General features: G+C 29.5%; 18 protein-coding genes. 4 read left to right on the top strand and 14 right to left on the bottom strand.

Features of this window, described 5'->3' with window-relative positions; genetic code table 11:
* Positions 1–47: 47 nt before the first annotated feature.
* From FHS04_RS12840 to FHS04_RS12785, 12 genes are all read right to left on the bottom strand, one after another.
* Positions 48–962: a YitT family protein gene (locus FHS04_RS12840; protein WP_106678860.1), complete on the bottom strand. Its 915-nt coding sequence runs from the start codon at positions 960–962 to the stop codon at positions 48–50.
* A 3-nt stretch (positions 963–965) separates the two neighbouring features.
* Positions 966–1,421 (bottom strand): tRNA (cytidine(34)-2'-O)-methyltransferase, encoded by a 456-nt coding sequence (locus FHS04_RS12835; protein ID WP_106678862.1) that lies wholly within the window; start codon positions 1,419–1,421, stop codon positions 966–968.
* Entirely contained in the window at positions 1,411–1,635 is a 225-nt protein-coding gene (locus tag FHS04_RS12830) for a hypothetical protein (protein WP_106678864.1), read from the bottom strand. Before FHS04_RS12830 ends, FHS04_RS12835 begins: the two co-directional genes overlap by 11 nt.
* A 56-nt stretch (positions 1,636–1,691) precedes the next feature.
* On the bottom strand, positions 1,692–1,838 hold the full coding sequence (locus FHS04_RS12825) for a hypothetical protein (RefSeq protein ID WP_169558272.1): 147 nt from the start codon (positions 1,836–1,838) through the stop codon (positions 1,692–1,694).
* A 140-nt stretch (positions 1,839–1,978) separates the two neighbouring features.
* Positions 1,979–2,386 (bottom strand): DUF805 domain-containing protein, encoded by a 408-nt coding sequence (locus FHS04_RS12820; RefSeq protein ID WP_027880382.1) that lies wholly within the window; start codon positions 2,384–2,386, stop codon positions 1,979–1,981.
* Positions 2,387–2,432: 46 nt separating this feature from the next.
* Positions 2,433–3,197, bottom strand: coding sequence for a tryptophan synthase subunit alpha (gene trpA, locus FHS04_RS12815; RefSeq protein WP_106678866.1), 765 nt, complete (start codon positions 3,195–3,197; stop codon positions 2,433–2,435).
* A gap of 81 nt (positions 3,198–3,278) precedes the next feature.
* Entirely contained in the window at positions 3,279–4,460 is a 1,182-nt protein-coding gene (gene trpB, locus FHS04_RS12810; RefSeq protein ID WP_106678868.1) for a tryptophan synthase subunit beta, read from the bottom strand.
* Positions 4,461–4,488: 28 nt separating this feature from the next.
* Positions 4,489–5,130 carry a phosphoribosylanthranilate isomerase gene (locus FHS04_RS12805; RefSeq protein WP_106678870.1) on the bottom strand — a complete coding sequence of 214 codons (642 nt, stop codon included), beginning with the start codon at positions 5,128–5,130 and terminating at the stop codon, positions 4,489–4,491.
* Positions 5,127–5,912 (bottom strand): indole-3-glycerol phosphate synthase TrpC, encoded by a 786-nt coding sequence (gene trpC, locus FHS04_RS12800; RefSeq protein ID WP_106678872.1) that lies wholly within the window; start codon positions 5,910–5,912, stop codon positions 5,127–5,129. The genes FHS04_RS12805 and trpC overlap by 4 nt, the downstream gene beginning before the upstream one ends.
* A 50-nt stretch (positions 5,913–5,962) precedes the next feature.
* Positions 5,963–6,955: an anthranilate phosphoribosyltransferase gene (trpD, locus tag FHS04_RS12795; RefSeq protein WP_106678874.1), complete on the bottom strand. Its 993-nt coding sequence runs from the start codon at positions 6,953–6,955 to the stop codon at positions 5,963–5,965.
* Between the two features lie 69 nt (positions 6,956–7,024).
* Complete coding sequence (locus tag FHS04_RS12790) at positions 7,025–7,591, bottom strand: anthranilate synthase component II (RefSeq protein ID WP_106678876.1); 567 nt, start codon at positions 7,589–7,591, stop codon at positions 7,025–7,027.
* An 18-nt stretch (positions 7,592–7,609) separates the two neighbouring features.
* Positions 7,610–9,007, bottom strand: coding sequence for an anthranilate synthase component I family protein (locus FHS04_RS12785; RefSeq protein ID WP_106678878.1), 1,398 nt, complete (start codon positions 9,005–9,007; stop codon positions 7,610–7,612).
* 265 nt (positions 9,008–9,272) lie between these two features.
* Here FHS04_RS12785 and FHS04_RS12780 point away from each other — a divergent pair, with 265 nt between their 5' ends.
* The 4 genes from FHS04_RS12780 to FHS04_RS12765 all read left to right on the top strand — a co-directional run bounded on the left by FHS04_RS12780 (position 9,273) and on the right by FHS04_RS12765 (position 11,182).
* A complete protein-coding gene (locus FHS04_RS12780) occupies positions 9,273–9,758 on the top strand; it encodes a TlpA disulfide reductase family protein (RefSeq protein ID WP_106678880.1) in 486 nt (161 codons plus the stop codon).
* A gap of 5 nt (positions 9,759–9,763) precedes the next feature.
* Positions 9,764–10,375: a thioredoxin family protein gene (locus FHS04_RS12775; RefSeq protein ID WP_106678882.1), complete on the top strand. Its 612-nt coding sequence runs from the start codon at positions 9,764–9,766 to the stop codon at positions 10,373–10,375.
* 106 nt (positions 10,376–10,481) lie between these two features.
* Positions 10,482–10,790, top strand: coding sequence for a rhodanese-like domain-containing protein (locus tag FHS04_RS12770; RefSeq protein ID WP_027880392.1), 309 nt, complete (start codon positions 10,482–10,484; stop codon positions 10,788–10,790).
* A gap of 14 nt (positions 10,791–10,804) precedes the next feature.
* Entirely contained in the window at positions 10,805–11,182 is a 378-nt protein-coding gene (locus FHS04_RS12765; RefSeq protein WP_027880393.1) for a rhodanese-like domain-containing protein, read from the top strand.
* 200 nt (positions 11,183–11,382) lie between these two features.
* Here FHS04_RS12765 and FHS04_RS12760 read toward each other — a convergent pair whose 3' ends face one another.
* Both FHS04_RS12760 and FHS04_RS12755 read right to left on the bottom strand, forming a co-directional pair.
* On the bottom strand, positions 11,383–12,048 hold the full coding sequence (locus FHS04_RS12760) for a response regulator transcription factor (RefSeq protein WP_106678884.1): 666 nt from the start codon (positions 12,046–12,048) through the stop codon (positions 11,383–11,385).
* A gap of 1 nt (position 12,049) precedes the next feature.
* Positions 12,050–13,621 (bottom strand): tetratricopeptide repeat-containing sensor histidine kinase, encoded by a 1,572-nt coding sequence (locus FHS04_RS12755; RefSeq protein ID WP_106678886.1) that lies wholly within the window; start codon positions 13,619–13,621, stop codon positions 12,050–12,052.
* Positions 13,622–13,708: the final 87 nt, after the last annotated feature.

Raw genomic sequence — 13,708 nt, 5'->3', positions numbered from 1 at the left:
TTGGTAATTATAAAATAGCTGTAGTAAAACGTTATTTACTAAAGCACTTAGAAAAAATTATTTTTAGTTAAGTTTTTGTCTAGCTTTTTGCTTTTTTTATCTAAATAACGACGCAAGACTCCACCTTTTACATTGTTTACATCAAACTCTACAATAAACGCTTCTTTATCAATACTAGTAACTATTCGATACATTTTTTTTATATCAATACGGTTTATAATGGTGTGTATAATATCAAAATCTTCAGTTTTACCTTTACTGCCAAACCCTTTTTGACCCTTATAAATAGTCATTCCTGCTCCTAGTTCATTAATGATTGCAACTTTTATTTTCTCATATTGGGTTGATACAATGGTAATACCAATAAAATCTTCAAAACCTTCAATAACCAAATCTGTAACTTTTGCAGTGACAATGTAGGTTAGAATAGAGTACATCGCAATTTCTTTAGAAATTACAAAAGCAGTAATAGAAAATAAGATAATATTAAAAACAAGAATAACTTTTCCTATACTAATGCCAAACCTATCATTAATAAATATGCCTAAAATTTCTGATCCATCAAGTACAGCACCATTTCTAATTGCAATACCAATACCTGCGCCAAGAAACAAACCGCCAAATATGGAAATTAAAAATTTATCTTCTGTGATAATTTCAAAGTTTTCAAAGTGAATAAAAAGAGCTAATCCAATAATGCTAATAATAGATTTTAAAATAATTCTTTTAGACACAGTAAAATACCCTATAATTAAAAACGGAATACTAAAAACAATCAATAATATAGAGATATTAATGTTTATTAGTTTATTAATTAATAAAGCTATACCAGTTACGCCACCATCCATAAATCCGTTTGGTAATAAAAATGCTTTTAAGCCAATACTAGCAAGAACAATACCCAATAGGATTTGAAAATATTCTGAAAAAAAATTAAAAACATTAGAGGTTTTAGGTATCATATTTTAATGGTTTAACTGTCTTAATCCTTCATAAACTACAATACTAACAGCATTAGCAATATTTAGACTTCTAATATGTTGGCTATGAAGTGGTATTTTATATAAATTATTAGCTTCTTTTTCTATTAAAGATTTAGGTAAACCAACCGATTCTTTTCCGAAGACCAAAAACAAATCCTCTTCAAATGGGATATCCCAATGGGTTTTCTTTCCGTGTGCAGATAAAAAAGCCATGTTTTTGTTTTTGTTTTTAAAGAAAAAATCATCTATGTTATCATAATAAATAACATCTAAGTGCTGCCAATAATCTAAACCAGCACGTTTTAAACGTTTGTCTGTAAGTTCAAAACCAAAGGGTTTGACCAAGTGTAATTTACTACCAGATCCTAACGCTAATCTACCAATGTTTCCTGTGTTATTTGGTATTTCAGGTTCTATTAAAACAATATTAAGCGACATTCTTTTTATTGATTTTTAAGATGAAAATTCTAATTAAAAGTACCCAAGGAAATCCATGTAAAACAACATCAAACCAATCCACAGGTTGCATGCCTTTTGCACCACCAGCAATCCATTTTAGTTTTCCCCAAAGATGAGGCTCAGGAAAAAAAGGAGCTAAACCAAGCGTTAAGCAGAGTAGTATTATTAAACGAAAATCATTAAGTAATTTCATAAAAAAAAACCTATTCTATCTTTTAAGAATAGGCTTTAAATATAAATATTTACAGATTAACTGTTTGTTTTATTTTGCTGATTTTTGATTGTTTTTTCATCAATATCAAAATCGTTTGTTTCCAACTTTGTGTTTCCTGTCGGATTAGTTGGATTGGTTTGTTCTTTTGTTCGTTTTAATTTTCTGTCGGCTATAATTCCCATAATTTTTCTTTTTTTTGTTCAATTATAATTTAAGAAAAACAATGAGAAATTTTCATAAATCGTTGTTAAACAATTCTTTTAAGATGTTAATAAAAAAGCCTGCATAACTTATGCAGGCTTTTTTATGATTTAGAAATATTTTAGTCATTTACTTGACCAATCTCATTAATTTCTTCAGAGTTTGGAGCTTTAGGATCTGGACCATATTGATTAGGACCTTTATCTCCTTCTGTAACAAAAAGAATTAATAACCAAATCCCACCAATTAATGGTATTAAACTAATTAGATAAAACCATCCGCTTTTTCCAACATCATGTAATCGTCTTACAGCTACAGCTAAACTAGGGATAAACACTGCTAAAACATAGATAAGGTATAAAAACATAAAACCAGGAGCTTCTAATAGACCTGATAGTACACCAGAAACTAAAGCAATAGCTACTATAAATAAAAAATTAAATAAGACAAACATCCAATACTCTTGACGTCTTGCTCTTCCTTCAAAATTTGCGTAATTATCTCTTACGACTTTTAAATACCATTCCATAATGAAATATTTTAATTGGTTAGTGATTAATAACCAAATATATGTTTTATTTTCTTACAGAGCTGATGAAGTTTTCTATTTTGTTAACACCGTTATTTGATAAATGTTTTATAAACGCACTTCCAATAATAGCTCCTTTAGCATAAGTTGTGGCTTGAGTAAAAGTATCGTTGTTATTAATTCCGAAACCAACGATTTGCGGATTGTTAAGTTGCATATCTGCAATGCGCTTAAAATAATTGGTTTGCGTATCACCAAAACCTTTACTGCTTCCTGTAACACTCGCGCTACTAACCATATAAATAAATCCGTTTGAAATAGAATCTATAAATTTAATACGCTCTTTTGAGGTTTGAGGTGTAATTAAAAATACATTTATTAATCCGTACTTTTCAAAAGTACTTTTGTATTGTTCGTTATACACATCTACTGGCAAATCTGGAATTATCAATCCATCTATACCAATTTCTTGACATTTTTTACAAAAAGCCTCAACTCCATATTGCAACATCGGATTAAAATATCCCATAAGAATTAATGGAATAGAAACGGTTTTTCTTACATCTTTTAATTGCTTAAAAAGCACTTCTGTAGTCATTCCGTTTTTTAAAGCTTCTGTAGAGCTTGCTTGTATGGTTGGTCCATCTGCTAAAGGATCACTAAAAGGTAATCCAATTTCTATCATATCTACACTGCTTTTTTCTAGATTTTCTATTATTGTAAGGGTATCATTTAAATTAGGGTAACCTGCTGTAAAGTATATAGACAAAAGTTTTTTGTCTTCGTTTAGTTTTTGGTTTATTCTGTTCATTTTATATGTTATTCCTGTTTAAGTAGGAATCTATTTTTAGGTTTTTATTTGGATTCCGCATCAAGTGCGGAATGACAAGTTTTAAATTTTAAAATAGTCTATATAGTTTTGTAAATCCTTATCACCACGACCAGATAAACTTACTACAACAATATCGTTTGGTTTAAACGTTTTTTGTTCGAAAACACCTAATGCATGAGATGTTTCTATAGCAGGAATAATACCTTCTAATTTGCACAATTCTAAACCAGCTTGCATGGCTTGATCATCTGTAATCGAAATAAATTCAGCACGACCTGTTTTATATAAATGCGCATGCATTGGTCCAACACCAGGATAATCTAATCCTGCTGAAATAGAATAAGGCTCGGTAATTTGACCATCGTTGGTCTGCATTAATAAGGTTTTACTACCATGAATGATGCCTTCTTTTCCTAATACAGAAGTCGCAGCACTTTCACCAGAATCTACACCTAAACCAGCAGCTTCTACAGCTATAAGTTTTACGTTTTCATTATTTAAATAATGGTAATATGCGCCAGCAGCATTACTACCGCCACCAACACAAGCAATAACGTAGTCTGGATTTTCGGTGTCTTCTTTATCTTTTAGTTGAAATTTAATTTCTTCTGAAACTACCGCTTGAAACTTTGCTACCATATCAGGATACGGATGTGGGCCAACAACACTTCCAATAATATAATGTGTGTCTACAGGATTATTAATCCAATCTCTAATTGCTTCGTTTGTAGCGTCTTTTAAGGTTTTGCTTCCAGATGTTGCAGGTATTACTGTAGCGCCAAGCATTTTCATACGTGCTACGTTTGGTGCTTGACGTGCGATATCAATTTCACCCATATAAACAATACATTCTATACCCATAAGTGCGCAAACTGTTGCTGTTGCTACACCATGTTGTCCAGCGCCAGTTTCGGCAATAATACGGTTTTTGCCTAATCGTTTTGCCATTAAAATTTGACCAATGGTATTGTTAATTTTATGTGCGCCAGTATGATTTAAATCTTCGCGTTTTAAATAAATTTTAGTATTGTATTTTTCTGAAAGACGTTTGGCAAAATATAATGGCGAAGGGCGACCAACATAATCTTTTAATAACTGGTCAAATTCAGCTTTAAAAGATGGCTCTGCCATAATTTTTAAATAGTTTTGACGTAATTCTTCTACGTTTGGATAGAGCATTTCTGGGATAAATGCACCACCAAAATCTCCGTAATATCCTTTTTCGTTAATGTTGTAGTTCATAGTAATAATTTTTTGCTCTGCAATCAGTTTAACTGATTAATATGTCTTTAAATTTTTCTAATGCTTCAATATCTTTTAAACCTGCTGTAATTTCAAATTTGCTATTCACGTCAATAGCGTGACAATATTTGGATTCTTTTTTTTGTAGGAATGGCTGAATAATGTCAACTTCATCTAATCCTATGCCGCCACTTAAAAAATAAGGTGTTGTTGAAGGATAGTTTTTTAATACGTCCCAATTAAATGTGTATCCATTTCCGCCAGGTAATTTTCCTTTTGTATCGAATAAAAAATAATCACAAATGTTTTCAAAAGGTTGTAATACTGAAAAATCAAAATGGTCCTTTATTGAAAAGACTTTGATGATTTCTACAGGATGAGATGCTGAATCAAGTTCAGCATGACGCAACTCGTTACAAAATTCAGGAGTTTCTTGTCCATGTAATTGGATAACGTTTAATTGATGTAATTCAATTTTACTCAAAATATACTCTAAACTAGCATCTACAAATACACCAACTTTTTTTATTGTTTTTGGTAACTTAGGAATAACACTTTCAAAAAAACGACTTGATTTTTTGTAAAAAATGAAACCCAAATAATCAGGTTGCAAAGCTGCAATTTGGTTAATGTTGTCTTGGTATTTCATTCCGCAGATCTTTATTTTCATTTTTCTAAATTTTGAATAAACTGAGTTGCGCTTTCTCCTGGATTGTCTGTTTTCATAAAGTTTTCACCTATTAAAAAACCTTTATAACCAAATTGCTTTAAATCTTTAATGGCTTCAACAGTGCTTATTCCGCTTTCAGATACTTTTACAAAATCATTTGGAATCATTTCACTTAATGTTTTACTAGTATCTAGCGAGACTTCAAAAGTTTTTAAATTTCGGTTGTTTACGCCTAACATATCAATGCTTGGCATGATGGATTTGTGTAATTCTTCTTCATTATGAACTTCTAGTAGAACATCTAAATTTAATTGTTTAGCAAGTGTTGAAAACTGCTTGATTTCTTCTTTAGAAAGTATTGCAGCAATTAATAAAATGACATCTGCACCATAAGCTTTTGCTTCGATAATTTGATATTGGTCTATTATAAATTCTTTTCTAAGTAGTGGTAAATTACTACTTGCTCTTGCTAGAATTAAATCGTCTAAACTACCGCCAAAATATTTACCGTCGGTTAGTACAGACATACCGCAAACACCAGAGTTTTCGTAACCTTTTGCAACATCTTGAACGTTTAAATTTTGATTTATAGTTGCTTTAGAAGGTGAACGACGTTTGTGTTCTGCAATTATACCTGAAGCGCTATTTTTTAATCGCTCTGTTAATGAAATGGTTTGTCTTTCAAATAGAAAGGATTGTTCTAATTGATTGATAGGAATTAGTGATTTTTTTAAATCGACTTCTTTACGTTTATCTGCTGTAATTTTATCTAAAATGTTCATTTTTAATTACAATTTTATTGGTCTTATAAAGCGCTTGAAATGATGGTTTTTTATTTACTTAATTCTATTAATTTTTGTAAGCTGCGTTTTGCTTCACCTGTACCAAGACTTTCTTTAGCAAGTTTAAATCCTTCCTGATGAGAAATTTGCTTAACTGTAGCAATAGCAAGACCTGCATTAGCACAAACAACATCGTTTTGCGCTTTAGTGCCTTTTCCTGAAATTACTTTTTTGAAAATTCTAGCAGCATCTTCAACAGTATTACCACCAAAAATTTCTGAAGCTTCAATTTGCTCTATATTTAAGTCGCTTGGGTCTAAAATAACTTCAGATTGGTTAGTAATGATTTTTGTTTTTCCTGTCAGTGAGATTTCATCATAACCATCTATTGCATGAACAATGCTGTAGTTTTTATCGGTTTGTTGGTATAGGTAACCATATAGGCGTTGTAATTCTAGATTAAATACACCAACCATTTGATTTTTAGGAAACGCTGGATTTACCATTGGGCCAAGCATGTTAAAGAACGTTTTTACGCCTAACTCTTTTCTTATTGGGCCTACGTTTTTCATTGCTGGATGAAATAAAGGAGCGTGCATAACGCAAATACCAGCTTGGTCAATACAGCGTTTTAAAACATCTTCATTGTTGGTAAAATGCACTCCTAGTTTTTCTAAAACATTGGAAGATCCTGAAGCTGAAGATACGCCATAATTACCGTGCTTTGCAACTTTAACTCCTGCTCCTGCAGTAATAAAAGAAGATAATGTTGATATGTTAAATGTATTTTTACCATCACCACCAGTACCGCATAAATCTATAGCGTTAAAATCTGAAAGATCTACAGGTATACACAATTCTAAAAGCGCATCACGAAAACCTTGCAGCTCTTCTAAAGTAATGCTTCTCATCATGTAAACAGTTAAAAAAGAAGCTATTTGACTTTTGTTGTAAAGACCTTCTGATATATTTACTAATACTTGTTTTGCTTCTTCGCTAGAGATGCTTTCGTGGTTTATTAATCGGTTTAATATGTGTTTCATAATTATTTTAACGTGACAATTTTTTTTTAAATCTTTTTTGATTCCCTATCTCTTGAAGGAAAGACGGATTTATTCTTTTAGCCAGTTTTCTAAAATTTTTTTTCCGTAAGGTGTTAATACACTTTCTGGATGATATTGTACACCTTTTACATCATATATTTTATGGCGTAAAGACATGATTTGTCCGTTTTCGTCTACCGAAGTAGCTTCTAAACTTTCAGGTAAATTAGGGTCTACAACCCAAGAGTGATATCGTCCTACTTCAATGTTTTTTTCTAATCCGTTAAACAATGATTCGTCATCTACAGTAATTGTTACTTTTGTTGATACACCATGATACACATCGTTTAGATTAATTAATTGTCCCCCGAAAACTTCAGCAATTGCTTGTTGACCTAAGCAAACACCAAAAATACTTTTTGTAGGCGCATAAGTTTTTATGATTTCTTTTAATAAACCAGCCTCTTCAGGAATACCTGGACCAGGCGACAATACTATTTTATCAAATTGCTCTACAAAATCTATAGTAAGTTTGTCGTTTCTTTTTACGGTAACATTGCAGTTAAGGTCTTCTAAATAATGTACTAAGTTGTACGTAAAACTGTCGTAATTATCTATAACTAATACTTTTTTCATGTTTATTTAGATTTAGGATTAATTAATTTGTTCTGCTAAATCAATTGCTTTTGTTAAGGCTCCTAGTTTGTTGTAAACTTCTTGTAATTCGTTTTCTGGAATGGATTTAGATACAATTCCTGCGCCAGCTTGCCAATGTAGGTTATGGTCTTTGCTTATAAATGTACGTATCATGATGGCGTGATTGTAGTTACCTTTAAAATCCATAAAACCAATTGCACCTCCATAAAATGCACGACTTGTTTTTTCGTATTTTTCTATAAGTTGTAAAGCTTTATGTTTTGGAGCGCCGCTTAACGTGCCCGCAGGAAAAGTATCTGCAACAACCTGCATTGTCGCTGTGTTTTTATGAACTTTACCTGTAACTTTACTTACTAAATGTATAACGTGCGAAAAGAATTGCGCTTCTCTGTAAGTTTCTACTTTTACTTCGCTTCCGTGTCTGCTTAAATCGTTTCTTGCTAAATCAACCAGCATAACATGTTCTGCATTTTCTTTTGCGTCTTCTGCTAATTTTTTAGCTAGCTTTTGGTCTTCTTCATCATTACCTGTTCTTTTAAATGTGCCAGCAATTGGATGTATTTCGGCTTGACCGTTATTAACTACTAGTTGTGCTTCTGGAGAGCTTCCGAAGATTTTAAAATTTCCGTAGTCAAAATAAAACAAATAAGGTGAAGGATTAATGCTTCTTAATGCACGATATACGTTAAACTCATCACCTTTAAAGCTTTGTGAGAATTTTTTAGATAACACTAATTGAAACACATCACCTCTTGCACAATGTTTTTTAGCTAACTCTACGTGATTTTTATAGTCCTCATCTGTTAGGTTAGACTTTATTTCAGATTCTGTGTTAAATTTATATGTAGCATAATTTTTAGAGCTTATTAATTGTAAAACTTCGTCTATATTATTATCTGTCTCAAAACAATGGGCAAAAATATATGCTTCATTTTTAAAATGATTTATAGCTATGATGTTTTGGTAAACAGCATAGTAAATATCAGGTATATCTAAAGAATTTGGTTTTTTACTAATAGAAACATCTTCAAAATGTTTTACAGCATCATAGGCAGTGTAACCAAAAATACCATTGTTGATAAACTTAAAATCTGTTTCAGAATTGACTTTAAATCGTTTAGTAAACTTATGTATCATTTGAGTTACATTTCTTACTCTGTTACTCATAATACTTCCGTCAGGAAAAGTTTGTGTAATCGCTTTGTCATCTACTTTAATAGAGGCTATTGGATTAAAACAGATGTAGGAAAAACTGTTATCGTTAGCGTGATAATCGCTACTTTCTAATAGGATACTATTTGGATATTTATCACGAATTTTTAAATAGATACTAACGGGTGTTATCGTATCTGCTAAGATTTTTTTGTAATGAGTGTATAAGCTAAATGTTTTCATAATGGTAAAAAAAAAGGCTTGTCGTGAATGACAAGCCTTTATAAAATATTTTCAAATTAAATATACTAAGGGTTTACTTCACGAAGATTGAAATCTTGAAGTTCCACCACCAAGTATGATTTAAAATTGTGTTCATGTGTTTTATTTACGGTGTAAATATAAAAATGAAATTTTAGTTTTCAAATATAATCAGCAATTAATTATTTGTTAAAACTTAAAAATAACACATAGGTGATTATTATTTTTATTCTAAAATTTAGATTTAATGAGATACATATTGCCAATTTTAGTGGTTTTATTAATGGTTTCTTGTAAAGAAGAAAGTGAAGAAATAACATTTACAGAAGTTGATTATAACGGTTTAGAAAAAGTGCTAAACAAACAGGACAATAAGACTTATGTAGTTAATTTTTGGGCAACTTGGTGTGCGCCATGCGTTAAAGAATTACCTTATTTTGAAAGGATTAATAAACAATATAAAGATAAAAATGTAGAGGTTGTTTTGGTTAGTTTAGATTTTCCTAAGCATTTTGATACAAAACTTAAAAATTTTATAAACGAAAAACAATTACAGTCAGAACTTTATGCTTTAAATGATATGGATTCTAATTATTGGATTCCAAAAGTGAATAAAGATTGGTCTGGTGCTATACCAGCAACTTTAATTTATAATTCTAATAAACGAGAATTTTTTGAGCAAGCTTTTGAGTATGAAGAATTAGAAAGAACACTAAATAAATTTTTAAAATAACTTTCATGAAAACAACACAGAAATTATTAACATTATTTGTACTAGTGCTAACAATTAGTGCTTTTACAATTAAACCTAAAGATGGTTATAAAATAGGTGATATTGCTACCGATTTTAAATTAGAAAACATAGACGGATCTATGGTGTCACTTTCAGATTTTAATGAAGCAAAAGGATTTATAGTGACTTTTACATGCAATACATGTCCATATGCAGTAGCTTATGAAGATAGAATTGAAGCCTTAAATAAAAAGTATGCAAGTAAAGGTTATCCTGTTATTGCAATTATGCCAAATAATACAGATGTAAAACCAGGAGACAACATGGAAGCAATGCAGAAAAGAGCCAAAGAAAAAGGGTTTACATTTCCGTATCTAATAGATAAAGGTCAAAAGATTTATCCACAATATGGAGCCACTAAAACACCACATGTGTATGTTTTACAAAAAACTAAAAAAGGAAATATTGTTAAATATATTGGCGCAATAGATGATAATTTTCAAGACGCAAATGCAGTAAAAACAAAATATGTAGAAGATGCAGTTAACTCATTACTATCAGGGAATGAAATTAAGGTTAAGGAAACAAAAGCTATTGGTTGTACTATAAAAGTATAAAAGCTTATAATATTATTTAAAGTTAAGACCCGAAATGTAACATTCCGGGTTTTTTTACGTCTATATAACTTAGAAATCTTAATTTTGAAAAAAAAATATTTAAAAGATGGCAAATTTATCTCAAAAAGATTGGACAGAGCAGCTTAATGCAGATGATAATGCAGTAATATTAGATGTAAGAACAGAAGCTGAAGTTGCAGAAAAGAAAATACCAAATTCAATTAATATAGATATTTATAAAGGGCAAGGGTTTGTTTATCAACTTGAAGAACTTGATAAATCAAAAAACTACTATGTGTATTGTAGATCAGGAGCACGTAGTGAAAAAGCCTGTAATATTATGAATCAATTAGGTTTTGATAATGCTTATAATTTATTAGGTGGTATATTAGAATGGACAGGAGACGTAGAATAAATAAACTTTTTAGTATGAAAAAACCTTTAATTTTATTCTTGCTATTAGCAGTTATTGTAAGCTGTAAAACAGTAACCGAAGGAGAAATAGAAGTGGTATCACAAGAAGAGATGCAAACATATCTTAATATGGAAGATGTGCAACTAATAGATGTAAGGACTCCAGAAGAGTATGATGCAGGACACATTGCAACAGCACAAAACATAAATTTTTTATCACCAACTTTTGAAAATGATATACAACAGTTAGATAAAAACAAACCAGTATTGGTGTATTGTCATATGGGAGGTAGAAGTGCTAAATGTGCAGAAAAAATGAAGTCCCTAGGATTTGTTAAAATTTATGACTTTAAAGGCGGATACAGTAAATGGTTAAGCCAAGAAGAAAAATAAAAGCAAAAAGCCTTACAGATATGTAAGGCTTTTTTTTGTTGAGATTTAATAAATTTAATAAAATGATTAATAGCCAAAAAATAAATTTAACTCAACAATTAGCTAACTTAAGATAATGGCTTCTCCCAAAACATTATCTATGGTGTAAAGCTAACTTAATAGTTTAAAATAGTTTTACGGTAAACCGTAAGTTGAATAAATTAAATTAGACCAGTATCTTTTGTTATTGATACTAAGTGTATTGCGTTTTGAGCATTAAAGTATAATTTAAGTTTATTTATTTTTTTTTCTATTGAACTTAAACTGTTAGGCGATATATTTTTCTGTTTAAAATTACTGCTAATTTCATCTTGAGATAATCCTATAGATAATAGTTTTAATAACTCGATGTCATAGTCTGTTATTTCTAAGTGATTTTTAGATTTTAATCGATCTGATATTGATGGTGAAAGATATGTTTTGTTATCATAAACATCAATTATGGCATTTTTTAATTCTTTTAAACCATTTCTTCCTTTACATACGTAAGCACTTACTTTATTATTAGAATAAAGTTGTTTTACGTTTTCTAGTCTATCTTCAATACTATAAACTATAATTTTTAAATCAGGATGTTCCTGGGTTAATGTGTTAATTAAATCTTTACCAGAATTAAATTTTTGTTCACGATGATCTGCAATAAAAGATAAGTCTGTAATAAATAATTGATAAGGGTTTTTGTCTAGATATCCTTTTTTTAATTTTAAATACGCATCATCACAATAAAGTGTTTTATCTATATTGCTAATATTTAAACTTTCAAGCGTGTTTAAAACACCTTGACTAATACTATCTAAATCATCAGAAATTAAAACTTTTTTGAACATTTTAAATTATAATTTGTGCTTTAAAACCATTATTTGGTTTAGTATCAAAAGTAATAGTTCCTTTTAAGGTATTTATACGGTTTTCCGTATTCTTCAAACCATTTTTAAAATTTAGATTAGTACCAATACCATTATCCGTATATTGAAGTTCTAGTTTTTTACGATTCGTATTAATTTTAATTACTACTAAATTAGCTTGACTATGTTTTTTTGTGTTAGTTAAAAGCTCTTGTAATACGCGGTAAATAGTTATTTTTTTATGTTTGTTTATTTTGTTCCAGTCAATATCAGAAACACCATTACTTACAACTTTACATTGGTTGTTAGAATAGCTAGAAAAGAGATCTTTTAATTCGTCTTTAAAATTAGATTTTTCATTTATTACATTAATTTCTTTAGAAATATCTCTAGTCTTGTAGTATATATCTTCTATGGTATCTAATTGTAGTTGTTTATCTAATTTGTTTTCATTTAAAACAATCATATATTTATAAATGTCGTTTGCTACTTCATCATGTATTCTTTTAGAGATGTTGGTTTCAGTTTGGTAGATTTGTTCTAATTTTTGTTTTTTGTGTCTTATGTTTAATAAATACAAGATAAGTACAATTAGTATTATTGTAAAGATTAAGCTAAACTTGTAGATGGTTTTTTGGTTTTTTTGCTTTTCAGTTTCTAGTAAGCTTTTATTTACATTATACTTTAAAAGTGAGTATTGATTTTTATTTATGTTTCTTACTTTTTCTAAACTGTCTGTAAGTTTTAAAAACTCATTAATGCTAACATTGTTATCGGTTTTAAGTTTTAATTTAATAGCATCTATTTGATAAGAAGGACTATTAATTAGTTTGGATATATTGTAAGCTAGATCACTATATTTTTTTGCAGAGTCGATATTATTCTTGCTAAAGTAATAATTAAAATGGCTTTTATAACTTGGGTATAATTGCGAATAATCTTTAAGTTTCTGACGTATTTTTAGTGATTTTTTTAGATAAGTATAAGCTTCTGGATCTTGTAAAATAGTCTTAATAGCTCCAAGGTTATCAAGTATTCTAGCTACCTCTGTTTGATCATTAATTTTAGGTAATAACTCTTTAGCTTTTAGTAAAATGTCGTTAGCCTTTTTAAAATCTTTATTAGCCTTGTATGTTGTTGCAATATTATTGTAAATGACAACACTATCTTTAGTGGTATTAGCAATTTTAAGCGAGTTGTTATAAAAATTTAATGCTTGATCATTAAAGTTTAACGCTTTATAAATTTTACCTAATAATGTGTAAAGACTTTTTTTATAGCTTGTTTTAAAGTCAGAGTCGGCAATTTTATCAATAATTTTTAAAGCTTGCACAGCATTATATTCGCTATCATAGTAAAAGCCTAAAGTGTAGTCAATTTTAGAAAGATTGTAATAAATATAAGTTTTGTCTAAATCAGATCTTTTATCTTTCTCTTTAGACAAGTAGTTGTAAGCATCAAAAAGATCTTTGTTAGAGTTTATCGATGTTATTTTTTCAATATAAAACTGTAGACTATCTATTTCAGTTTTACTAAATGCTATTTTAATACTCATAAAGTAGCAAGCAAAAGAAGAAAATAATATTAATAGTGATTTATTATTCATAAATCAAAAATATAACAATACCAGTAAAACGGTAAT

The sequence above is a fragment of the Mesoflavibacter zeaxanthinifaciens subsp. sabulilitoris genome (assembly GCF_014191595.1).
Classification (GTDB): domain Bacteria; phylum Bacteroidota; class Bacteroidia; order Flavobacteriales; family Flavobacteriaceae; genus Mesoflavibacter; species Mesoflavibacter zeaxanthinifaciens.
Note: the sequence above shows the minus strand (reverse complement) of the source record. Positions and strands in the feature narration are given on the sequence as shown.

Excerpts from the sequence above, each read along its gene's own strand:
- FHS04_RS12840 (WP_106678860.1), bottom strand. The coding sequence starts at position 962 with ATGATACCTAAAACCTCTAATGTTTTTAATTTTTTTTCAGAATATTTT.
- FHS04_RS12835 (WP_106678862.1), bottom strand. The coding sequence starts at position 1,421 with ATGTCGCTTAATATTGTTTTAATAGAACCTGAAATACCAAATAACACA.
- FHS04_RS12830 (WP_106678864.1), bottom strand. The coding sequence starts at position 1,635 with ATGAAATTACTTAATGATTTTCGTTTAATAATACTACTCTGCTTAACG.
- FHS04_RS12825 (WP_169558272.1), bottom strand. The coding sequence starts at position 1,838 with ATGGGAATTATAGCCGACAGAAAATTAAAACGAACAAAAGAACAAACC.
- FHS04_RS12820 (WP_027880382.1), bottom strand. The coding sequence starts at position 2,386 with ATGGAATGGTATTTAAAAGTCGTAAGAGATAATTACGCAAATTTTGAA.
- trpA (WP_106678866.1), bottom strand. The coding sequence starts at position 3,197 with ATGAACAGAATAAACCAAAAACTAAACGAAGACAAAAAACTTTTGTCT.
- trpB (WP_106678868.1), bottom strand. The coding sequence starts at position 4,460 with ATGAACTACAACATTAACGAAAAAGGATATTACGGAGATTTTGGTGGT.
- FHS04_RS12805 (WP_106678870.1), bottom strand. The coding sequence starts at position 5,130 with ATGAAAATAAAGATCTGCGGAATGAAATACCAAGACAACATTAACCAA.
- trpC (WP_106678872.1), bottom strand. The coding sequence starts at position 5,912 with ATGAACATTTTAGATAAAATTACAGCAGATAAACGTAAAGAAGTCGAT.
- trpD (WP_106678874.1), bottom strand. The coding sequence starts at position 6,955 with ATGAAACACATATTAAACCGATTAATAAACCACGAAAGCATCTCTAGC.
- FHS04_RS12790 (WP_106678876.1), bottom strand. The coding sequence starts at position 7,591 with ATGAAAAAAGTATTAGTTATAGATAATTACGACAGTTTTACGTACAAC.
- FHS04_RS12785 (WP_106678878.1), bottom strand. The coding sequence starts at position 9,007 with ATGAAAACATTTAGCTTATACACTCATTACAAAAAAATCTTAGCAGAT.
- FHS04_RS12780 (WP_106678880.1), top strand. The coding sequence starts at position 9,273 with ATGAGATACATATTGCCAATTTTAGTGGTTTTATTAATGGTTTCTTGT.
- FHS04_RS12775 (WP_106678882.1), top strand. The coding sequence starts at position 9,764 with ATGAAAACAACACAGAAATTATTAACATTATTTGTACTAGTGCTAACA.
- FHS04_RS12770 (WP_027880392.1), top strand. The coding sequence starts at position 10,482 with ATGGCAAATTTATCTCAAAAAGATTGGACAGAGCAGCTTAATGCAGAT.
- FHS04_RS12765 (WP_027880393.1), top strand. The coding sequence starts at position 10,805 with ATGAAAAAACCTTTAATTTTATTCTTGCTATTAGCAGTTATTGTAAGC.
- FHS04_RS12760 (WP_106678884.1), bottom strand. The coding sequence starts at position 12,048 with ATGTTCAAAAAAGTTTTAATTTCTGATGATTTAGATAGTATTAGTCAA.
- FHS04_RS12755 (WP_106678886.1), bottom strand. The coding sequence starts at position 13,621 with ATGAGTATTAAAATAGCATTTAGTAAAACTGAAATAGATAGTCTACAG.